We start from the raw sequence: 20,635 nt of genomic DNA on the forward strand, positions 1-20,635 counted from the left end.
CGCGTTATGAGCGTCTTCTTAGAAGAACGGGGTGCGCGGAGCCGGCGCGCGGGCCGCTACACGGCTCTCACCAGGGCTTTCGCCGCGGCGCGCGTATGGAAGGAAACCGTGTACGCCGTACGGATCTGTGCGAAAGGTCTCAAGCGGGACACGGTGCCGCGCGGCGCAGCTCACACCCGCGGGGCGCGGCCGGACGGAACGCGCCGGGCCCCCTCACCCGCGGGGGGTGAGGGGGCCCGGTCACCAGGCGGCGTGGCCGCGGGCGTCAGTCGTTGCCGTTGCCCGTGGTCGGCGTCGTCTTCTGGATCTGGAGCAGGAACTCCGCGTTGGACTTCGTCTGCTTCATCTTGTCCAGCAGCAGCTCGATGGCCTGCTGCTGGTCCAGTGCGTGCAGCACCCGACGCAGCTTCCAGACGATGGCCAGCTCGTCGCTGCCCATCAGGATCTCCTCCTTACGGGTGCTGGACGCGTCCACGTCCACCGCGGGGAAGATGCGCTTGTCGGAGAGCTTGCGGTCGAGCTTGAGCTCCAGGTTGCCGGTGCCCTTGAACTCCTCGAAGATCACCTCGTCCATCCGCGAGCCGGTCTCGACCAGCGCGGTGGCCAGGATGGTCAGCGAACCGCCGTCCTCGATGTTGCGCGCGGCACCGAAGAAGCGCTTCGGCGGGTAGAGCGCGGTCGAGTCGACACCACCGGACAGGATGCGGCCGGAGGCGGGCGCCGCGAGGTTGTACGCGCGGCCCAGGCGGGTGATGGAGTCCAGCAGCACGACCACGTCGTGACCGAGCTCGACCAGACGCTTGGCGCGCTCGATGGCGAGCTCGGCGACGGTGGTGTGGTCCTCGGCCGGGCGGTCGAAGGTCGAGGAGATGACCTCGCCCTTGACCGACCGCTGCATGTCGGTGACCTCTTCCGGACGCTCGTCGACGAGGACGACCATCAGGTGGCACTCGGGGTTGTTGCGGGTGATCGAGTTGGCGATCGCCTGCATGATCATGGTCTTGCCGGTCTTCGGCGGGGCCACGATCAGACCACGCTGGCCCTTGCCGATCGGCGTGACCAGGTCGATGATCCGGGTCGTCAGGCCGCCCGACTCGCCCTCCAGGCGCAGTCGCTCCTGCGGGTAAAGGGGCGTCAGCTTCCCGAACTCCGGCCGCTGGCGGCCCTGTTCGGGCGCCATGCTGTTGACGCTGTCCAGTCGCACCAGGGCGTTGAACTTCTCGCGCCGCTCGCCGTCCTTGGGCTGGCGGACCGCGCCGGTGACGTGGTCGCCCTTGCGCAGGCCGTTCTTGCGGACCTGGGCGAGCGAGACGTACACGTCGTTCGGACCGGGCAGGTAGCCGGAGGTCCGGATGAACGCGTAGTTGTCGAGGATGTCGAGGATGCCCGCGACCGGGATCAGCACGTCGTCCTCGGCCACCTGCGGCTCACCGGCGAAGTCCTCGCGGCCACGGCGCCCGCGGCGGTCGCGGTAACGGCCGCGCCGACCGCGCCGGCCGCCCTCGAAGTCCTCGTCGTCGCCGCCGTCCCGGCGGTCCCGCTGGCGGTTGCCGCCCTGGCCGCTGTCGCCCGCGTCGGTCTTACGACGGTCGCGGTCACGATCGCGGTCGCGGTCGCGGTCGCGCCGACCGCGCTCGCCCTTCTGGCCGCGGTCCTGGCGGTCCCCGCGGTCCTGGCGCTCGGCGCCCTTGACGGACCGGCCCTCGCCGGCCTCCTGCGGGGCGACCGCGGTGTCGGTACGGACCTCGGTCTTGACCGCGGTGGCGGCCTCGACCTTGGCCTCGGTGCGGACGTCGGCGTCCGGGCTGCCCGCGGGGGCGGTGGCCCGGCGACGGCGACGCTCGCCGGCCGGCGCCTCGTCGGTGGGGGCACCTCCCTGGTCGAGCGCAGTCGAGACCTTGGGGGACGGCTGGCCCGGGATGTCGATCTGCGCTTGCGTCCCGGACTTGTCCGCGGCCTTGGTCGACTTGGCGGCCTTGGCCGCCGGCTCGGCGCCGTCCTCGCCCGTGCGGGCCTTGGAGGTCGTGCGGCGCTTGGGCTTGGTCTCGGTGTCTGCGGGCGCGTCGGCCTTGGCAGCGGCCCCGGAGCCGGCAGCCTGCTTCTCCTTGATGACCTCGATCAGCTGGCTCTTGCGCATCCGCGCGGTGCCCTTGATACCGAGGCCGGAGGCAATCTGCTGGAGCTCTGCCAGGACCATGCCCTCAAGGCCGGTGCCGGAGCGGCGGCGTCGCGTGGTGGCAGGCGCGGCGGGAGCGTCCGTGGCGGGCGTGGTGGCACTGCCATCGGTGCGCGCGCCCATCAGATCGGTGGTGTCGCTCACGAAGGGTCCTTCCCTGGAGCGGGCGTCGGCCTGTCTGGCTCGGCGACCGGTTGTGCTGTCCGGCTGGGTCCTGGGTCTTGCGGACCGGGCCGGGGCGGTGGTCCCGCCGGATACGGCGGAAAGATCAATTCATGGCTTCGGCGTGAAGATCTGGGGTGTGTCTTTTGTCGTCACGCCGATTCCGGAGCGTGCTCACTTCTGCTCAGGCAATTGCTCCAAGCAGTTTGGGAGGCTCCCGGAAGAAAGTGGTCCCAACGGGGGACACGAAGCACCGCGCCACACTGGCGTCGAGTACTGACTTGAGGTTAACACTACCGGATCCAACAAACATTCCCCCTCTCCAAGACCGGCAATCGACGATCGCTCGGTGCGATCACCCGGCGAGCGGCAGCACACACGTACCAGCCGCGTCGAGGGTCAGCCGGTTGGCCGCCCACCCCTCTCCCGCCAGCGCCGCGACCTTGTCGGCCGCCGCTTCTTCCACCAGTGCGAGCACCGTCGGGCCCGCACCGGAGATGACTGCGGGGACGCCGTCCGCGCGCAGTCGGTTCACCAGGGCCATGCTCTCCGGCATCGCCGGGGTGCGGTAGTCCTGGTGAAGTCGGTCCTCGGTCGCGGCGAGCAGCAGCTCGGGGCGCCTGGTCAGGGCCTCGACGAGCAGTGCGGCGCGACCGGCGTTGGCCGCGGCGTCCACGTGCGGGACGGTACGCGGCAGCAGTCCGCGAGCGGTCTCGGTCAGCACCGGTTTGCCGGGCACGAAGACCACCGGAACGATGGAATCGGCGGGATCCATCCGGATCGCCCGGGCGGTGCCGGTGTCCATCCAGGCAAGGGTGAAACCACCGAGCAGACAGGCGGCGACGTTGTCGGGGTGGCCCTCGATCTCGTTGGCGAGTTCCAGCAGCGCGGTGTCGTCGAGCTTCTGCTCGCCGCCTATGGTCACGGCGCGGGCGGCGACGATCCCGGCGCAGATGGCGGCCGAGGAGGAGCCCAGGCCGCGGCCGTGCGGAATGCGGTTGGCGCAGACGATTTCCAGGCCGCGCGGCTGCCCGCCGAGCAGGTCGAAGGCGGTGCGCATGGCCCGTACGAGCAGATGGTTCTCGTCGCGCGGCAGCGTGTCGGCTCCCTCGCCGGCGATGTCGACGTGCAGGCCGGAGTCGGCGACACGCACCACGACGTCGTCGTACAGACCCAGGGAAAGTCCCAGGGCATCGAAGCCGGGGCCGAGATTGGCGCTGGTAGCGGGGGTGCGCACCCGGACGGCGGCGGCGCGGAACGCGGGACCGGCCATCGCTCGATGACTCTCCTTGGTTGATGCTGCGGTACTGACCCGGAGCGCAGCACCGGCGGCACCGAGGTGCCCGGTCGGCTCGTGGGGTCTGTTCTGACCTGCCCTGCACACCACTGCGTTATGCCGTGGGGAGGGGAGTTGGGTGCCAGCCTATCGAAGGAAGGTTCTGTCGCGACATAGGGCGCACAGGAGGCGCACGATGCGTGTCGCACGCCATCGTATGCCCCGACGCCGCCTTTGCAGTGTTTGCAGCGTTTGCCGGGGCTTGGCGCACAGTGCGCCACGAGGGGCGACGGGCGGCCGGCCGGCCCGTCGCCCCCGCGACATATCCGCAGGCCCGGGGGTGTCCGGGCCGGTCAGGCGAGGCCGAGCCGCTCGGCGGCGGCGTCGGCGTCGATCGGGACCGTGACCGGCTGCGGCGCACCGGCCACCGCCCAGTCGGGGTCCTTGAGGCCGTTGCCGGTGACCGTGCAGACGATCCGCTGGCCGGGGTCGACCTTGCCCTCCTCGGCGGCCTTGAGCAGACCGGCGACCGAGGCGGCCGAGGCGGGCTCCACGAAGACGCCCTCCTTGGCGGCCAACAGGCGGTAGGCCGCCAGGATTTGACGGTCCGTCACCTCATCGATGAGGCCGCCGGACTCGTCCCGGGCGCGCTCGGCGAACTCCCACGAGGCGGGGTTGCCGATCCGGATCGCGGTGGCGATGGTGTGCGGGTCCTTGACCACCTCGCCGCGCACGATCGGGGCGCTGCCGGACGCCTGGAAGCCCCACATCCGCGGGGTGCGGGCGGCGATGCCGTCGGCCGCGTACTCCCGGTAGCCCCTCCAGTAGGCGGTGATGTTGCCGGCGTTGCCGACGGGCAGCACATGGATGTCCGGGGCGTCGCCGAGCATGTCGACGATTTCGAAGGCCGCGGTCTTCTGACCCTCGATGCGCACCGGGTTCACGGAGTTCACAAGTGCGACCGGGTACTTCTCGGAGAGACCCCGGGCCAGGGTCAGACAGTCGTCGAAATTTCCGTCGACCTGGAGGATCTTGGCGCCGTGCACCAGCGCCTGGCCCATCTTGCCGAGCGCGATCTTGCCCTGCGGGACCAGGACCGCGCAGACCATCCCGGCCCGGACCGCGTAGGCGGCGGCCGAGGCGGAGGTGTTGCCGGTGGAGGCGCAGATGACGGCCTTGGCGCCCTCCTCCTTGGCACGGGTGATGGCCATCGTCATCCCGCGGTCCTTGAACGAGCCCGTGGGGTTGGCACCCTCGACCTTGAGGTGCACCTCGCACCCGGTGCGCTCCGACAGCACCTGGGCGGGTACCAGCGGCGTACCGCCTTCCCGGAGGGTGACGACCTCGGTCGTGTCGCTGACCGGCAGCCGGTCGCGGTACTCCTCGATGATTCCGCGCCACTGGCCGTTCGCGGTGGTCACGGTGGAATTGGCAGACATGGGTTCCTTTACTCCCCTTCGACCCGCATGATGCTGACGACACCGCGGACGGTGTCCAGCTCGCGCAGTGCCCCGACCGTCGACGACAGCGCCGCGTCGGTCGCTCGGTGGGTGACGACGACGAGGTCCGCCTCGCCCCCACTCTCAACTACGTTCGAGTGGGAGGTACCCCCACCCTTCCCCTGCTGACGGACCGTGTCGATCGATACGCCGTGTTCGGCGAAGACCGTCGCGACCTGCGCCAGAACGCCCGGCTTGTCGGCCACGTCGAGACTGATGTGGTAGCGGGTGACGACCTCGCCCATGGGGCTGACGGGCAGCGCGGTGTACGCCGACTCCCCCGGCCCGGTGGCTCCGGCGAGCTTGTTGCGGCAGACCGCGACGAGGTCGCCGAGGACCGCCGAGGCGGTCGGGGAACCGCCCGCGCCCGGCCCGTAGAACATCAGCTGGCCGGCCGCCTCGGCCTCCACGAAGACCGCGTTGTACGCCTCGCGCACGGAGGCCAGCGGATGGGTCAGCGGGATCATCGCCGGGTGCACCCGCGCGGTCACCGACGCGCCGTCCGCGGCCCGCTCGCAGATGGCCAGCAGCTTGACCGTGCAGCCCATCCGCTTGGCGGAGGCGATGTCGGCGGCGGTGACCTCGGTCAGGCCCTCGCGGTGCACGTCGTCCATGGTGACGCGGGTGTGGAAGGCGATCCCGGCGAGGATCGCGGCCTTGGCGGCGGCGTCGAAGCCCTCGACGTCGGCGGTCGGGTCGGCCTCGGCGTACCCCAGTGCGGTGGCCTCGTCCAGCGCCTCGCTGTAGCCGGCGCCGGTGGTGTCCATCTTGTCGAGGATGAAGTTGGTGGTGCCGTTGACGATGCCGAGGACGCGGTTGACCTTGTCGCCGGCGAGCGACTCGCGCAGCGGGCGCACCAGCGGGATCGCACCGGCGACCGCCGCCTCGTAGTACAGGTCGGCGCTGTGCTTCTCGGCCGCCGCGTGCAGTGCGGCACCGTCGGCCGCCACCAGCGCCTTGTTGGCCGACACCACGCTCGCGCCGTGCTCGAAGGCGGTGGTGATCAGGCCCCGGGCTGGCTCGATCCCACCGATCACCTCGATGACGACGTCGATGTCGCCGCGTTTGACGAGCGCGGTCGCATCGGTGGTGATCAGCTCGGCCGGGATCCCGGCCCGCACCTTCTCCGGGCGGCGGACGGCGATCCCGGCGAGCTCCACGGGCGCACCGATGCGGGCCGCGAGGTCGTCGGCGTGCGTCGTCATGATGCGCGCCACCTCTGAGCCGACCACACCACAGCCCAGCAGCGCCACCTTCAGCGGACGCGTACGCATCATTCGACCTCGTCTTTTCTTCGATCCAGCGGTTTCATGCTCGGTCACGCACCAGTTTCCCGGTCATGCACCAGTCTCACGCACCGGACGGCGGTTTCCGCCGTTCGTCCGGATGCCGAGACATTTATTTCATCCGGGGCCCGGTCCCGGCGATCCGGCCCTACCCGACATCCAACCGCAGGAGATCTTCCTCCGTCTCCCTGCGGACGATCACCCGGGCCGCACCGTCCTTGACCGCCACCACCGGCGGCCGCAGCGCGTGGTTGTAGTTGCTCGCCATGGACCGGCAGTACGCGCCGGTGGCCGGCACCGCGAGCAGGTCCCCCGGCGCCACGTCGGAGGGCAGGAAGGCGTCCCGGACGACGATGTCGCCGCTCTCGCAGTGCTTGCCGACGACCCGCGAGAGCATCGGCTCCGCGTGCGAGGTGCGGGAGGCCAGCGCCACGCTGTACTCCGCGTCGTACAGCGCGGTGCGGATGTTGTCCGACATCCCGCCGTCCACGGAGACGTACGTCCGCAGCCCGTCCAGTTCCTTGACCGTGCCGACCTCGTAGAGCGTGAAGGCGGTCGGTCCGACGATCGCCCGGCCCGGCTCGACCGAGATCCGCGGCGCCCGCAGCCCGGCCGCCTCGCACTCCCGGCCCACGATCTCGCGCAGCGCCTTGGCGATCTCGTGCGGTGCGCGCGGGTCGTCGTCGGAGGTGTACGCGATGCCCAGGCCGCCGCCGAGGTCGATCTCCGGCAGCTGCACGCCGTGCTCGTCCCGCACCTCGGCGAGCAGTTGCACCACCCGGCGGGCGGAGACCTCGAACCCGGCCATGTCGAAGATCTGCGACCCGATGTGGCTGTGGATCCCGATGAGTTCGAGCCCGTCCAGCTTCAGCGCGCGCCGCACCGCCTCGGCGGCCTGCCCGCCGGCCAGCGCGATCCCGAACTTCTGGTCCTCGTGCGCCGTCGCGATGAACTCGTGGGTGTGCGCCTCGACACCGACCGTCACACGGATCTGCACCCGCTGCCGCTTGCCGAGCCGCTCGGCGATGTGCGCGACCCGCACGATCTCCTGGAACGAGTCGAGCACGATCCGCCCCACCCCGGCCTCGACGGCCCGGGTGATCTCCTCGGTGCTCTTGTTGTTGCCGTGCAGTGCGATCCGCTCGGCGGGCATGCCGGCGTCCAGCGCCGTGGCCAGCTCGCCCCCCGAACAGACGTCGAGGTTGAGGCCCTCCTCGGCCAGCCACCGCACGATGGCCCGGGACAGGAACGCCTTGCCCGCGTAGAAGACGTCGGCGTCCGGCCCGAACGCGTCCTTCCAGGCCCGGCAGCGCGCCCGGAAGTCCTCCTCGTCCAGGAAGTACGCCGGCGTGCCGAACTCCTCGGCGAGCGCGGTCACGGACAGCCCGCCGACCGTCACCGCGCCGTCGGCGTCGCGCCGGACGGTGCGGGACCAGACCTGCGGGTCAAGGGAGTTGAGGTCGGCGGGCGGCCCGGCGTAGTGCCCCTCGGGCAGTACGTCGCCATGCCGGGGCCCTGCGGGATGCGCGGAACGGCTCATAACGGAAACGGTCCCCTCAAGATCGTTCAGTGGTGCTGATCGGGACAGTCCTCGGCGCGCTCCGCGGATGTTCGGACGCGTACATCAGACATTTCCAGACTCAGGCGTATGCGGATCAGACGTGTTCAGGAGCAGAGATGCCGAGCAGGCGCAGGCCGTTCCCCAGCACCGTCCCCGTGGCTTCGGCGAGGGCCACCCGGGCGCGGTGCACGGCCAAGGGTTTCTGCTCGCCGACGGGCAGCGGCCAGAACTCCTCCTGCCAGCGCAGATAGGCGTCCGCGGTGGCCTCCAGATGGCGTACCACCCGGTCCGGCGCACACCGCCGCGCCGCGGTCGCGGTGGTCGTCGGATAGGTGGCGAGAGCGGCTTCCAGCGTCTGGAGCGTCCGCACGTCGCCGCGGTCCGCGGGCCGGTCGCCCACGACGTCCCCCGGCTCGGCGGCGAACCCCAGCTCGGCGGCGTTCCGCACCGCCGCGCGGCTGCGCGCATGGGCGTACTGCACCCGGAACCGGGGGTTGTCCTCGTGCTGCACCGGCCGCTCCGGTACCCGTACCGGGTCCGCCGCGGCGGGCTTGAGCAGCGTCCATCGGGCCTCGTCGACGCCCAGCCGCGCCACGAGTCCGGCCAGCTCCGCGGCACCGGGGCCGGTCGACGGCTCCGCGCGGCCCTCGGCCCGTCCGAGCCGGACCAGTACGTCCGCCACGACGGCCTCCCGGGCCCGGGCCCACTCCCCCGTATGGCGCGCCGGCCCCTCGACGGCCCGCCCCGGTCCCGCTGCGGCCGCACCGGACTCCGCGGGCTCGCCGTAGCGCGCCCCTCGGGCCAGCACCTCCCCCACCAGTCCGGCGGACGCACCGTCCCCCAGATGGAAGTTCAGGAATCCCGGTCCGGCGATCTCGACCCGGGCGATCCCGGCGCGGCCGGCCAGTCGCCTCCGCAGGATCTCGGCCACCTCACGGGCCGGCAGCCCCGCCTGCCCGGCGAGCTGCAACGCCACGTTGGAGGCGTAGTCCCCACACCCGGGCCGCGGCGGCGGCTGCACCACGATCCGCGCCGGCACGGGCACGGAGAGCTCCCGCTCCGCAACGGCACTGCGCACGGAGCACAGGACGGTACGGGAGAGCTCGGCCGGGGTCACACGACAAGCGTAGGGGAGAAAGGGGGCGGCCATGCGAACGGGTTTCGCCCTGTGGACACCGAACACCGGTCCACGGTCACATACCTGCTCTTACCGGCCCTTACGGACTGCTCTGCGCCGAGCCACCGCTCTCCGCGCCGCCCCCGGGAGCGGCGTCGCCCGGCACCGCACCGCCCACCCCCGTCGCGTCGTCCCGCGGCCGTCCGCCCTCGCCGCCGGCGGTCCCGCGCCCCTCGCAGTCCTGGCGCTCCCGCTGCTGCCGCCCCTCGCGCACCAGCATCCCCACCGTGCGCACCAGCTCCATCGGCTCGAACGGCTTGGCCAGAAAGGCGTCGATGCCCACCGACTCCCCGTTGTCCACCTCGCACCGGCTGCAGGCGCTCACGATGGCGATCGGAATGTCCCAGGTGCGCGGATCGGAACGCAGTCGCGCAGCGGTGTGCAGCCCGCCCAGCCTCGGCATCGTCACGTCGAGGGTCACGACGTCGGGTCTCACCCGGTGCACGACGTCCAGACATTCGGCACCATCAGCCGCGGTCACGACCTCGAAGCCCTCCAGCTCAAGGTTGACCCTGATCAACTGCCGGATCACCTTGTTGTCATCGACCACAAGGATCCGACCGGACAAGCCAGGCACACCATGAGACTAGGTGCGCGCCTGCGGCTGCGTCCCGGTTTTGCCCACTTCCGCCCCCGTGCGAGGGACCTTTGGACGAGCGCCGTCGACCCACCCTTTGCATGCGGTAAGGGCGCCCTTCCTTGGCCCCCGGACCACCGTCGCACCCGGCTCCGCCGCAGGCCGCCAAAACGTTCATGACCACCCCTTCGGAGCTGGTAGTGTTCTACTCGTCGCCGCAACGAGCGGTCGACGAAGCCCCCGTAGCTCAGGGGATAGAGCAACGGCCTCCGGAGCCGTGTGCGCAGGTTCGAATCCTGCCGGGGGCACTCTGCTGGTCTGTGTGACACAGAGCAGAGTGCCACTAAAGCCCGCTTCCTTCTTGGGAGCGGGTTTTTTCATTTGGCGGTGCGTTGCGCGACGCATGGGGCGGGGCGCGAGGCGGGCGGCGAACTCCTCCTGTCCGTCCGGCTTCTGGTGGGTGTCCGTGGTCCCCGGCGCGCGTGCGGCGTCGTGGTGCGCCGGATCCCCCCGCTCAACGGGCGTGCCCCGGCCCGTGTGCGGCGTGCGTGCTCGTCGAACGTCGCCTCGTGTGCCGTGCGCCCCGGTCGGGCGGAAGGGGCGGGCCGGCCGGCGCTGTCCGGCCGGCCGGGCGGGCCCGGGGTGCTCAGGCGTCCAGGCGCACCGGGAGGGAATCCAGGCCGTAGACGATGGAGAGCTTGCGGAATTCGAGTTCCTCCGGGGGGACGGCGAGGCGCATGGCGGGGAAGCGGCGGACCAGGGCGGGGTAGGCGGCGCGGAGTTCCATGCGGGCGAGTTCGGCGCCCACGCAGCGGTGGATGCCGTAGCCGAAGGCGAGGTGCGAGGGGACCTTGGCGCGGTGGGGGTCGAACTGTTCCATGTCGGGGCCGAGTTTGCCGTCGCGGTCGGCGCCGCTGAGGGAGCACAGGACGACGTCGCCGGCGGAGATCTGGACGCCGGCGATCTCCATGTCCTCGCGGGCGAAGCGAGGGAAGGCGACCTGGACGACGGTGAGGTAGCGCAGCAGCTCTTCGACGTAGCGGTCGACGGCCTCGTCGCCGTCCTTGAGGGCGGCGAAGTGCTCCGGGTCCTGGAGGAGGACCAGGGCGCCGAGCGCGAGCATGCTGGCGGTGGTCTCGAAGCCGCCGGTGAGGACGCCGTCGGCGAGGCCGGCCAGTTCCTCGTCGGTGACCGAGTCGCCGTGTTCCCGCACGATCATGCCGAGCAGGCCGTCACCCGGGTTGGCGCGCTGCTTCTTGACGACCTCGCGGAAGTAGGTGAGCGATTCGGATATGGCGCCGAAGGAGGCGTTGGCGCCGCTGAAGAGGTCGAAGCGGGCGGCACTGAGGCGCTCGAAGTCGTCCCGGTCCTCGTAGGGGACGCCGAGGAGCTCGCAGATGACGAGGGAGGGGATGGGCAGGGCGAAGGCGGCGACGAGGTCCACCGGGTCGCCGTTGCTGCCGGCCTTCTCCATGGCCGCCAGGCGCTCCTCGACGATGTCGTGGATGCGGGGCGTGAGCCTGTTCAGGCGGCGCATGGTGAATTCGGGGGTGAGGAGCCGGCGGAGGCGGGTGTGCACGGGCGGGTCGGAGAAGCCCAGGCCGCCGGGGTTCTGCTCGGCGCCGGCGCCGGCCTTGCCGATGAGGTTGGTGAAGTCGGAGCTGAAGGCGTCGGCCTTGCCGAGCACCGCCTTGGCCTCGTCGTAGCCGGTGACCAGCCAGACGTTGGCGGCTATCGGCACCGGGAGCTTGCTGATGGGCTCCCGTTCACGGACGGCGGCCAGGTCGGGGACCGGGTCGAGGCCGTCCCGCCGCAGGGGCATCAGGACGGATTCCGGCAAGAAGGACATGCGGGAAAGGTCGAAGCCCTTCTTCCGCGTTCTCGCCAGGTAGAGGCGGCCGGCCCAGGCGAAGATCCGGGAACGGAGGGTCGTCATGGCGGTCATACTGCCTTTCGTCGCGGGGGACGGTCACCCGCGCTCGGCCGCCCCCGTGGGCCGAAACGGCGCGGGACCTTTACTCGGCGTGCTTGGTGTCGTACGCCACAGCCCCTCGCGTGCGGCGCCATGGCGCGTGTCCATGGCGTCGACCGGTGCGATCGGTGCGATCGGTCGTCCGTATCAGCGTGACGAGCTCGGCCTTCTGCTTTTCGTTCTGACCGAGTTTACAAACTGCCATTGAGCTCGTTCACGGAACAGCCCGTACCCACCCCCGTGAGGACCCCGATTCTTCCCCTAGGGGACTCGGTCGGCCCGGCGCGGGGTCCCCCGAGGGAGCGGGAGCAAGGGCGGCAACCATGGGCGCTATGGGCGAAATGCAGCGATTTGCTTGCTACGTTGCGGGGATGGATGTGGCGGACCGGCCGGATGCGGCCGAGGCGCGGGCGCAGGCGGCGGGCGACGGGCGGGCGGCGGGCGCGCCGCCGGCGCCGCCACGGCCCAAGAGGCGGGGGGTCGAACTGGCCCTCCTCGTGGGTGCCGTGCTCATCAGCTTCTGCGGCTATCTGGCGGTGGGGCTGGCCCGGACGCACGCGGTGCCGGCCGGGGCGCTCCGGTACGCGGCGGGGCTGGGCGGGCTGGCGCTGCTGGCGCACCTGGCGGTGCGGTTCGGGGCGCCGTACGCCGATCCGCTGCTGCTGCCGACCGGAGTGCTGCTCAACGGGCTCGGGCTGGTGCTGATTTTCCGGCTCGACCTGGAGACGCCGGCCGATCATGCGGCGCCCGCGCAGCTGGTGTGGTCCACGGTGGGCGTGGCGCTGTTCATCGCGGTGGTGGCGGTGCTGCGGGACCACCGGGTGTTGCAGCGGTACGCCTACGGGTGCGCGGGGCTGGCGCTGGCCCTGATGGTGGCGCCGATCCTGTTCCCGGCCGTCAACGGGGCGCGGATCTGGATCCGGGCGGCCGGATTCTCGCTCCAGCCGGGCGAGTTCGCCAAGGTGCTGATCACGGTGTTCTTCGCGGCGTACCTGGCGGCCAACCGGGAGGCGCTGGCGGACACCGGGAAGGCGGTGTGGCGACTGCGACTGCCGGCGAAGGGGGTACCCCCTGCTCATGGGGGTCCCCCCACTCGAACGGAGTTGAGAGTGGGGGAGGAGTTGAGAGCTTGGGGGAAGGTGCTCGGGCCGATCGTCGCCATCTGGCTGGTGAGCGTCGGGGTGCTGGTCCTCGAACGGGACCTGGGGACCTCGCTGCTGTTCTTCGGGGTGTTCGTGGTCCTGCTGTACGTGGCCACCGGGCGGGCCGGGTGGATCGTGGTGGGGGTGCTGATGGCGGTGGCCGGGGCGGCGGCGGTGGGCACGCTGGAGCCGCATGTGCACGGCCGGGTGCAGGACTGGCTGCATCCGTTCGCCGGGATCGCGGCGGGGCGGGGACCCGGGCAGTTGGCGCAGTCGCTGTTCGCGTTCGCCGCGGGCGGGACGTTCGGGACCGGGCTGGGGCAGGGGCACTCGTCGCTGATCGGGTTCGCGCGCAAGTCGGACTTCATCCTGGCGACGCTGGGCGAGGAACTGGGACTGGCCGGGCTGAGCGCGCTGTTCCTGCTCTACGCGCTGCTGGCGGCGTGCGGCTACCGGGCGGCGCTGGGGCTGCGCGAGGCGTTCGGCAGTCTGCTGGCGGTCGGGCTGGCGGTGTTGCCCGCCCTCCAGGTGTTCGTGATCGCGGGCGGGGTGATGGGGCTGATCCCGCTGACCGGGATGGCGATGCCGTTCCTGGCGCAGGGCGGCTCGTCGGTGGTGACCAACTGGATCATCGTCGCGCTGCTGGTACGGATCACCGACCGGGCGCGGGGGCCGCGGCCCGACACCCCTGCCCGGCCGGCCCGCGCCGCCCCGGACGCCCTCGGGGCGCTCCGGTGACCCGCGCCATCCGGCGCACCGCCGCGTTCTCCTTCCTGCTGCTGGCGGCGCTGCTGGTCAACGCCGTGCGGGTGCAGGTCTTCGAGGCGGAGGGCTACACCGACAACCCGGCCAACCGGCGGACCGCGATCGCCCGGTACGCCCAGCCGCGGGGCGCCGTCGTGGTCGGCGGCCACCCGGTCACCGGCTCCCGGGACAGCGGCGGGCGGCTGCGCTACGAGCGCACCTACACCGACGGACCGCTGTACGCGCCGCTCACCGGCTTCGCCTCGCAGCAGTACGGCACCTCGCTGCTGGAGAGCTCCGAGGACGGCATCCTGGCCGGGACCGACGACCGGCTGGTCGTGTTCCCCTGGTGGGACGGGCTGGTCCACCGCCGGCCGCCGGGCGGCCGGGTCGAGACCACCGTCAACCCGGCGATGCAGCGCGCCGCCTACCACGGGCTGGCCGGCCGGAAGGGCGCGGTGGTGGCGGTCGAGCCGCGCACCGGGCGGGTGCTGGCGCTGGTCAGCTCGCCGTCGTACGACCCCGGGGAGCTGTCAGGGAACGGCCGGTCGGTGACCGGTGCCTGGCGGCGGCTGAACGAGGCGGCGGACCGGCCGATGCTCAACCGGGCGCTGCGGCAGACCTACCCGCCCGGTTCGGTCTTCAAGGTCGTCACCGCGGCGGCGGCGCTGGACAGCGGCCTGGTCAAGGACCTCGACGCGCCGCTGGACGTGCCCGACCCCTACACCCTGCCGGACACCCGCACCCCGTTGGGCAACCCGACGGAGGGCTGCGAGCACGTGGGCCTGCGGGAAGCCTTCCGGCTCTCCTGCAACACCGTCTTCGCGCGGCTGGGCGTCGGCGTCGGGGAGCGCGGGATGGCCGAGGCGGCGCAGCGGTTCGGCTTCAACGACCGGGGGCTGCGGATCCCCTCCCCCGTCGCGCCGAGCACCTTCGACACCAGGATGCGCCCGGCGCAGCTGGCGCTCTCCGCGATCGGGCAGTACGACACCGCCGCCACCCCGCTGCAGATGGCGATGGTCGCGGCGGCGGTGGCCAACGACGGCCAGCTGACGCCGCCGTACCTCGTCGAGCGGGTGACCGACGCCCACGGGGTGATGGTCGCCACCGGGGCGCGTCGGCCCACCCGGCAGGTGATGAATCCGGCCACCGCCGAGCAGCTGCAGGAAATGATGGCCGAGGTCGTCGAGCACGGGAGCGGGCGGACCGCGGCGATCGACGGGTTCATCGTGGGCGGCAAGACGGGGACGGCCCAGCACGGCGTGCGCAACGAGGGCACGCCGTACGCCTGGTTCATCGCATGGGTGCGGGACCGGCAGAGCCATGAGCCGCTGTCGGCGGTGGCGGTGGTCGTGGAGGACGCGGAGGCCGAGCGCGAGGACATCAGCGGGGGCGGCAGCGCCGGGCCGATCGCGCGGGCGGTGATGGCGGCGGGGTTGCGGTGAGGGCCGAGGTTGGGGGTGGGGTGCGTGGGGTGGTGGGTGCGTGGGGTGGTGGGTGTCCGGTCACAATGGCGCCATGGCTTCTGACGCGGATCCCCGCCCGGCTCCGGCGGCGCCCTCGCGGCTCCCGCTCGCCGAAGTGGAGGCGCTGGCCCGGCGCGCGCACGAGGGACAGACCGACAAGGCGGGCCGCCCGTATGCCGAGCACCTGGCGGCGGTCGCGGCGGGAGTGCGGGCGCGCGGCGGCAGCGAGGCGCAGATCGCCGCGGCCTGGCTGCACGACGCGGTCGAGGACGGCGCGGTGAGCGCCGACTGGCTGGCCGGGGCACCGCTGGACGAGGCGACCAAGGCGATGGTCCTGGCGGTCACCAAACGGCCCGGGGAGACGGTCGAGGAGTACACCGCCCGGATTCTGGCGACGCCGGGCGCGCTGCTGGTCAAGGAGGCGGATCTGGCGCACAACGCCGATCCGGTGCGGCTGGCGGTCCTGGACGCACCCACCCGGGAGCGGCTGACCGCCAAGTACACCCGGGTGCGGGCCCTGTTGGGACTGAGGTGAGTCGACGGCGTCTGCGGTGTGTCCGGGGGATGGGGCTCCAGGCTGCGGGTCTCGGGCTCCGGGCTCCGGGTTTCGGGCTTCGGGTTTGCGAGTGGGTTGGGGGCGGTGGTGGTCGGGGGCAGTTCCCGGTGGCTGGCGGTCCGTGGTCGGTGGCCGGAATCTTCTCGTGCGGTTCCACGCATCGGACGGGCGCACGGAAAGGTGTCTTACACAGCTAATCTGCCGCGATGACTCCCTCGCAGCCTTCGGAACCGCCGTCCCCGACCGCCCGGCCCTCGGGCCTGCAACGCCCTGAAGCGGGACGGGTGATCGCCGCGCTGACGGGCGTCGGCGTCCGCCGCCACACCACCGACCAGGTCATCCTCGACGACATCGACTGGACCGTGCGGGCGGGCGAGCACTGGGCGCTGCTCGGCGCGAACGGCGCGGGCAAGACCACCGTGCTGCGGCTGGTCGGCGCGCTGATGTTCCCCACCGTCGGTGCCGTCGAGGTGCTCGGCCACCGGCTCGGCCGGGTGGACGTGCGGGAACTGCGCGCCGCCATCGGCCTGGTGTCCGGTGCGCAGAAGGTGCCGCAGGACGCCACCGCGCACACGGTGGTCCTGACCGGCGCGACCGGCACCGTGCAGCCGCTGTGGCGGAAGTACGACCAGGCCACCCGGGAACGGGCCGACGAGTTGCTGGCCGAGCTGGACTGCAAGGAGCTGGCGGACCGGCCGTACGGCGTCTGCTCGGGCGGCCAGCGGGCCCGGATCCTGATCGCCCGGGCGCTGATGGCCGATCCTTCGCTGCTGCTGCTCGACGAGCCGTTCAACGCCCTGGACCTGCCCTCCCGGGAGGACCTGATCGACGCGCTGCACCGGCTGGCCGTGGGGCGGCCGGAGCTGGCGACGGTGACGGTGACCCACCATCTGGAGGAGCTGTCCCCGGCCATCGGGCACGCCGTGCTGCTGCGCGACGGGCGGGTGCAGGCGCTCGGGCCGGTGGCGGAGGTGCTGACGGGCGAGCGGATGACGGCGTGTTTCGGCCGGCCGATCGAGGTGTCCCGGCACGAGGGGCGGTGGCTGGCCCGGTCCGGTCCGGTCGAGGTAGTGCGCGCTGTGTGACGTCGTCTGCGTGACGTCTTCTGTGTGACGTCTTCTGTGTGACGTTGTCGTTCCGCGTGCCGTTGACTCTGCGCGCCGTTACGTTTTCTCGGCGCCTTCAGCTTTCCCGCGTACCGGCCGTCGCGTCCCGCACGCCGGTCAGGAAGCGGCGGATGGCGTCCTGTTCGCCGGGGTCGAAGGTGTCGAGCAGGGCGAGGGTGCGCGCGATCAGCGGGCCGAAGAACGACTGCCCCAGAGCGACCGCGCGCGGGTCCACGACCAGCAGGACGCGGCGTCGGTCGCGGGTGTCGCGGACCCGGCGGAGGTGTCCCAGCCGTTCCAGGCGGTCGACCAGCGCCGTGGTGCCGGCGGAGTTCAGGCCGAGCCGGGCGCCGAGCCGCCCGGCGGTCAGTTCCTCGCCGGCCCGGGCCGCGTCCAGCAGGGCGATCAGGGCCCGTAGGTCGGTGGGGTGCAGGCCGTTGCGGGTGGCGAACTCGCCGCCCGCCAGGTCGAGTTGGAGCGTCACCTCGCGCAGCAGATGGACCAGGTCCATGCCCTCCGGCTCCCGCGCCCGCGCCACCACCACGGATCCCCACCTCTCCTGCGTCCGGCCCGTATATCCCGAACCAGCAACCTAACCCGGCCGGGGCGCGTATGATCCCGCATTATCTCGCTGAGCGAGATACTTGGTGGGCGAGGTACCTGGCGGCCCGCCCGTCTACTGTCGTCCTCACCACGGAGGCGCACCGTGAAAGCGAAACGCACGTCGTCGTCTGCGACGGCCGCTTCATCCGCTTCACCTGATTCACCTGCTTCGCCTCGTTCGCCTGCGTTGGCCGGGGGCTCCGCTGCGGCGTCGGCGTCCTCGGAGTTCCGGGCCGCGTACGGGCAGGCCATGGCGCTCTGGCCGGTGGCGGTCGAACGGCTCGATCTGGAGACGGAGTTCGGCAGCACGCGGGTCAATGCCTGCGGGCCGTCCGGTGGGCCGCCGCTGGTGTTGCTGAGCGGCGGTGGGACCACCTCCGCCGTCTGGTACGCACGGGTCGCGAGCCTCGCGCGGACGCACCGGGTGTACGCGGTGGACCTGATGGGCGGGCCCGGGTTGAGCGTGCCCGGCGGTCGGCCGCTGCGCCGGCCGGCCGATCTGATGGCGTGGCTGGACGGGGTGGTGGACGCGCTCGGGGCCGAACGGGTCGCGCTGCTGGGGCACTCGTACGGGGGGTGGATCGCGCTGAGTTACGCGGTGCACGCCGCGATGGGGGTCCCCCCTTGCTCCTTCAGAGCTCGGGGGAGGGTGGAACGGCTGGCCTTGCTCGACCCCACGCAGTGCTTCGCGGGCTTCCGGGCGTCGTATCTGGCCCGGGCGGTACCGCTGCTGGCGCGGCCCGGTGAGGTCACGGCCAGGCGGTTCCTGGCGTGGGAGACCCGCGGCGGACCTGCGGTGGCGCCGGAGTTGGTAAGGCTGACGGGGTTGGGCGGCCGGGAGTTCCGGGGGCGGCCGGTCACCGGGCCGCGGCCGGACGTGGCGCGGTGGGGGACCGCCGCGCCGCCCGCGCTGGTGCTGCTGGCCGGGCGCAGCAGGGCGCATGACGTGCGACGGGTCGCGACGGCGGCCGGGCGGTCGCTGCCGGGGGCGCGGGTCGTGACGGTGCCGGGGGTCGGGCACCATGCGTTGCCGGAGCTGCGGTCGGCGGAGTTGGACGGGTGGGTGGCCGGGTTTCTGACGGGCTGAGGGCGGGACGGGGCGTGGGTGGGGCGCGGCCTGGGCGTGGGCGGGCGGAGCCTGTCGTGTGGGCCCGGCCCCGCACGTGTGTTGGCAGGCCCCGTGTAGGGGGCCGTCCCGTGCGGTGTGGGTCACACGGTGGTGGTCCACTCCGGCAGGGGCTCGCGTTTGCTCGTCCACTGCTCGCCCAGGGCCGTGGTGCCCGTGCGGGCGGCCACTACGCCGCCGGTGATGGCGCAGGTGGTGTCCACGTCGCCGAGGCCGGCCGCGGTGGTCCACAGGGCTGTCGGCAGGTCGTCGGGATGGCGGGCGGCGCACCAGAGGGCGAACGGGACGGTGTCGTCGGCCCTGATGCGGCGGCCGCTGCCGAGGGTGGCGGCGGCCTCCTCGGGGGCGGTGCCGGGCGGGAGTTCGGCGGCGCGCAGCAGGCCCTGGCGGACCGGGCCGTCGGGGGTGCGGGCAGCGATCTCGGTGAGGGCGGGCGGGGCGCCACGGGCGGCGAGGGCGGCGGCGACGGCCACCGCCACCGCGCCGGCGACACCTTGGGGGTGGGCGTGGGTGACCTCCGCGGATCTGGCGGCCTGGTCGGCGGCGCGGTCGAGGTCGTGGTGGAACCAGGCGCCGAGCGGGGCCACCCTCATGGCGGCACCGTTGCCCAGGCTGCCCTCGCCGCCGAAGAGGGCGTGCGCCAACTCCCGCCATTCCGCCGGCGCCGCGGCGGCCCGGGGCAGCAGGGCGTGCATGCCGGAGCCGTAGCCGCGGCCGGGATCGGCGCGGTAGGTGGCGGCGAACCGCGCCACCAGCGCCGGCTGTCGCACCTCGCCGTGCTCGGCCAGGACGGCGAGCAGGTCCAGCGCCATGGCGGTGTCGTCGGTCCAGTGCCAGCGCGGCTCGGGCGGCAGTCGGCGGTGGGCGATCAGCCGTCGGGCCTCCGCCTCGGGGCGGAAGAGCGCGAAGAAGCGTTCGCCGAAGGCATCGCCGTGTGCCAGGCCCTCGATGCTGCCGCGCACCGCGGCGCGCCGTCGGTCGTCGGTGTCCATGGGCGGATCCTGTCATCCGTGCCCCGGTCCGTACGGCCGGTGGGGCGCGGGCGGGGTCAGTCGTCGGCGGCGCCCCGCGCGATGGCGTCGGCGACCTCGGCGGTGCGGGCCGCCTCCTCGGCGGCGAACCGCTCGGCGTCCAGGTGCTCGGCGAGTTCCTCGTCCTGGGCCATCAGCAGATCCAGGTTGGCGTCGCCCAGTTCGAGGACGCCGAGGTCCACGTAGGCGCGCTGGAGGCGTTCGCCCCACAGGCCGATGTCCTTGACGCAGGGGACGATCCGGCTGAACAGCAGCTTCCGGAAGAGTTGGAGGAACTCCGAGCGCTCGGTGAACTCGGCGGCCTCCTCGACCGGGATGCCGTAGTTCTCCAGGACTTCCGTGCCGCGCAGCCGGTCGCGCATCAGGTAGCAGCCCTCGATGACGAACTCCTCGCGCTCGCGGAGTTCGGCGTCGGTGAGCTGCCTGTAGTAGTCGCGCAGCGCCATCCGGCCGAAGGCGACGTGGCGGGCCTCGTCCTGCATGACGTAGGCGAGTATCTGCTTGGGCAGCGGCTTGGTGGTGGTGTCGCGGATCATGCCGAACGCGGCCAGCGCCAGGCCCTCGATGAGCACCTGCATGCCGAGGTAGGGCATGTCCCAGCGGGAGTCGGCGAGGGTGTCGTCGAGCAGCGCCTTGAGGTTGTCGTTGACCGGGTAGAGCATCCCGATCTTGTCCTTGAGGAAGCGGCCGTAGATCTCCGCGTGCCGGGCCTCGTCCATGGTCTGGGTGGCCGAGTAGAACTTGGCGTCGAGGTCGGGGACGGATTCCACGATCCGCGCGGCGCACACCATCGCGCCCTGCTCGCCGTGCAGGAACTGGCTGAACTGCCAGGCGGAGAAGTGCTGCCGGAGGTCGCCGCGGTCCTTCTCCGTCATCCGGTCCCAGTACTTCGTGCCGTACAGCGCCAGGGACTCGTCGGGGGTGCCGAGCGGGTCCCTGGGGTCCACCTCCAGGTCCCAGTCGATCCGCGTGGTGGCGTCCCACTGCTTGTCCTTGCCCTTTTGGTAGAGGGCCAGCAGACGGTCCCGCCCGTCGTCGTACTCCCAGGTGAAGCGGGCCGCGCCGGAGGCCGGCACGGTCCACAGGGAGTCCCCGGGGTCCTGGACGTAGAGCTCTCGGATCGACACGGCGCCTCGCCTCCTCCGCCCGCCGAACGCCTCGTCGCGAACGGGCCG

The 20,635-nt window shown here is 72.3% G+C and carries 16 protein-coding genes and 1 tRNA gene; 6 read left to right on the forward strand and 11 right to left on the reverse strand.

Annotation, left to right across the window (positions count from 1 at the left end):
- Positions 1 to 265: 265 nt before the first annotated feature.
- From rho to MOV08_RS14690, 7 genes are all read right to left on the reverse strand, one after another.
- Complete coding sequence (gene rho, locus MOV08_RS14660) at positions 266 to 2,320, reverse strand: transcription termination factor Rho (protein ID WP_275307706.1); 2,055 nt, start codon at positions 2,318 to 2,320, stop codon at positions 266 to 268.
- A 373-nt stretch (positions 2,321 to 2,693) separates the two neighbouring features.
- The gene (thrB, locus tag MOV08_RS14665) at positions 2,694 to 3,611 is read right to left on the reverse strand and encodes a homoserine kinase (RefSeq protein WP_039632779.1); all 918 of its coding nucleotides are present in this window, start codon (positions 3,609 to 3,611) and stop codon (positions 2,694 to 2,696) included.
- A gap of 356 nt (positions 3,612 to 3,967) precedes the next feature.
- Entirely contained in the window at positions 3,968 to 5,053 is a 1,086-nt protein-coding gene (thrC, locus tag MOV08_RS14670; protein WP_067346930.1) for a threonine synthase, read from the reverse strand.
- Positions 5,054 to 5,061: 8 nt separating this feature from the next.
- Positions 5,062 to 6,387: a homoserine dehydrogenase gene (locus tag MOV08_RS14675; RefSeq protein WP_039640841.1), complete on the reverse strand. Its 1,326-nt coding sequence runs from the start codon at positions 6,385 to 6,387 to the stop codon at positions 5,062 to 5,064.
- A gap of 160 nt (positions 6,388 to 6,547) precedes the next feature.
- The gene (gene lysA, locus MOV08_RS14680) at positions 6,548 to 7,939 is read right to left on the reverse strand and encodes a diaminopimelate decarboxylase (protein ID WP_039632780.1); all 1,392 of its coding nucleotides are present in this window, start codon (positions 7,937 to 7,939) and stop codon (positions 6,548 to 6,550) included.
- 115 nt (positions 7,940 to 8,054) lie between these two features.
- Positions 8,055 to 9,077 carry an ArgS-related anticodon-binding protein NrtL gene (gene nrtL / locus MOV08_RS14685; RefSeq protein WP_275307707.1) on the reverse strand — a complete coding sequence of 341 codons (1,023 nt, stop codon included), beginning with the start codon at positions 9,075 to 9,077 and terminating at the stop codon, positions 8,055 to 8,057.
- A gap of 100 nt (positions 9,078 to 9,177) precedes the next feature.
- A complete protein-coding gene (locus MOV08_RS14690; RefSeq protein ID WP_275307708.1) occupies positions 9,178 to 9,714 on the reverse strand; it encodes a response regulator in 537 nt (178 codons plus the stop codon).
- 236 nt (positions 9,715 to 9,950) lie between these two features.
- Between MOV08_RS14690 and MOV08_RS14695 the strand changes: the two genes are divergently transcribed.
- A tRNA-Arg gene (locus tag MOV08_RS14695) sits at positions 9,951 to 10,022 on the forward strand.
- A 338-nt stretch (positions 10,023 to 10,360) separates the two neighbouring features.
- Here the strand turns inward: MOV08_RS14695 and MOV08_RS14700 are convergent.
- Complete coding sequence (locus tag MOV08_RS14700) at positions 10,361 to 11,659, reverse strand: cytochrome P450 (protein WP_203232552.1); 1,299 nt, start codon at positions 11,657 to 11,659, stop codon at positions 10,361 to 10,363.
- Positions 11,660 to 12,057: 398 nt separating this feature from the next.
- On the opposite strand from MOV08_RS14700, the gene MOV08_RS14705 reads away from it, so the two are divergent.
- The 4 genes from MOV08_RS14705 to MOV08_RS14720 all read left to right on the forward strand — a co-directional run bounded on the left by MOV08_RS14705 (position 12,058) and on the right by MOV08_RS14720 (position 16,679).
- Complete coding sequence (locus MOV08_RS14705) at positions 12,058 to 13,566, forward strand: FtsW/RodA/SpoVE family cell cycle protein (RefSeq protein ID WP_275307709.1); 1,509 nt, start codon at positions 12,058 to 12,060, stop codon at positions 13,564 to 13,566.
- On the forward strand, positions 13,563 to 15,017 hold the full coding sequence (locus MOV08_RS14710; protein WP_275307710.1) for a penicillin-binding transpeptidase domain-containing protein: 1,455 nt from the start codon (positions 13,563 to 13,565) through the stop codon (positions 15,015 to 15,017). Before MOV08_RS14705 ends, MOV08_RS14710 begins: the two co-directional genes overlap by 4 nt.
- Before the next feature lie 73 nt (positions 15,018 to 15,090).
- Positions 15,091 to 15,573, forward strand: coding sequence for an HD domain-containing protein (locus MOV08_RS14715; RefSeq protein WP_275307711.1), 483 nt, complete (start codon positions 15,091 to 15,093; stop codon positions 15,571 to 15,573).
- Positions 15,574 to 15,800: 227 nt separating this feature from the next.
- On the forward strand, positions 15,801 to 16,679 hold the full coding sequence (locus MOV08_RS14720; RefSeq protein ID WP_275307712.1) for an ABC transporter ATP-binding protein: 879 nt from the start codon (positions 15,801 to 15,803) through the stop codon (positions 16,677 to 16,679).
- Positions 16,680 to 16,776: 97 nt separating this feature from the next.
- Here the strand turns inward: MOV08_RS14720 and MOV08_RS14725 are convergent, their stop codons facing one another.
- Positions 16,777 to 17,211, reverse strand: coding sequence for a MarR family transcriptional regulator (locus tag MOV08_RS14725; protein WP_275311780.1), 435 nt, complete (start codon positions 17,209 to 17,211; stop codon positions 16,777 to 16,779).
- Between the two features lie 342 nt (positions 17,212 to 17,553).
- Between MOV08_RS14725 and MOV08_RS14730 the strand changes: the two genes are divergently transcribed.
- On the forward strand, positions 17,554 to 18,390 hold the full coding sequence (locus tag MOV08_RS14730) for an alpha/beta fold hydrolase (RefSeq protein WP_275307713.1): 837 nt from the start codon (positions 17,554 to 17,556) through the stop codon (positions 18,388 to 18,390).
- A gap of 122 nt (positions 18,391 to 18,512) precedes the next feature.
- Here MOV08_RS14730 and MOV08_RS14735 read toward each other — a convergent pair whose 3' ends face one another.
- Positions 18,513 to 19,421, reverse strand: a complete 909-nt coding sequence (locus tag MOV08_RS14735; RefSeq protein WP_275307714.1) for an ADP-ribosylglycohydrolase family protein — start codon at positions 19,419 to 19,421, stop codon at positions 18,513 to 18,515.
- A 56-nt stretch (positions 19,422 to 19,477) separates the two neighbouring features.
- Positions 19,478 to 20,587 (reverse strand): ferritin-like domain-containing protein, encoded by a 1,110-nt coding sequence (locus MOV08_RS14740; RefSeq protein ID WP_039632796.1) that lies wholly within the window; start codon positions 20,585 to 20,587, stop codon positions 19,478 to 19,480.
- Between the last annotated feature and the right edge of the window lie 48 nt (positions 20,588 to 20,635).

This window comes from Streptomyces yunnanensis (assembly GCF_029011865.1).
In the GTDB taxonomy this organism is placed as follows: domain Bacteria; phylum Actinomycetota; class Actinomycetes; order Streptomycetales; family Streptomycetaceae; genus Streptomyces; species Streptomyces yunnanensis.

What these genes read in the sequence shown, in the direction of transcription:
- thrB (WP_039632779.1), bottom strand. Translation starts at nt 3,611, where the DNA reads ATGGCCGGTCCCGCGTTCCGCGCCGCCGCCGTCCGGGTGCGCACCCCC.
- thrC (WP_067346930.1), bottom strand. Translation starts at nt 5,053, where the DNA reads ATGTCTGCCAATTCCACCGTGACCACCGCGAACGGCCAGTGGCGCGGA.
- MOV08_RS14675 (WP_039640841.1), bottom strand. Translation starts at nt 6,387, where the DNA reads ATGCGTACGCGTCCGCTGAAGGTGGCGCTGCTGGGCTGTGGTGTGGTC.
- lysA (WP_039632780.1), bottom strand. Translation starts at nt 7,939, where the DNA reads ATGAGCCGTTCCGCGCATCCCGCAGGGCCCCGGCATGGCGACGTACTG.
- MOV08_RS14700 (WP_203232552.1), bottom strand. Translation starts at nt 11,659, where the DNA reads ATGACCGCCATGACGACCCTCCGTTCCCGGATCTTCGCCTGGGCCGGC.
- MOV08_RS14705 (WP_275307709.1), top strand. Translation starts at nt 12,058, where the DNA reads ATGGATGTGGCGGACCGGCCGGATGCGGCCGAGGCGCGGGCGCAGGCG.
- MOV08_RS14715 (WP_275307711.1), top strand. Translation starts at nt 15,091, where the DNA reads ATGGCTTCTGACGCGGATCCCCGCCCGGCTCCGGCGGCGCCCTCGCGG.
- MOV08_RS14720 (WP_275307712.1), top strand. Translation starts at nt 15,801, where the DNA reads ATGACTCCCTCGCAGCCTTCGGAACCGCCGTCCCCGACCGCCCGGCCC.
- MOV08_RS14725 (WP_275311780.1), bottom strand. Translation starts at nt 17,211, where the DNA reads ATGGACCTGGTCCATCTGCTGCGCGAGGTGACGCTCCAACTCGACCTG.
- MOV08_RS14730 (WP_275307713.1), top strand. Translation starts at nt 17,554, where the DNA reads ATGGCGCTCTGGCCGGTGGCGGTCGAACGGCTCGATCTGGAGACGGAG.
- MOV08_RS14735 (WP_275307714.1), bottom strand. Translation starts at nt 19,421, where the DNA reads ATGGACACCGACGACCGACGGCGCGCCGCGGTGCGCGGCAGCATCGAG.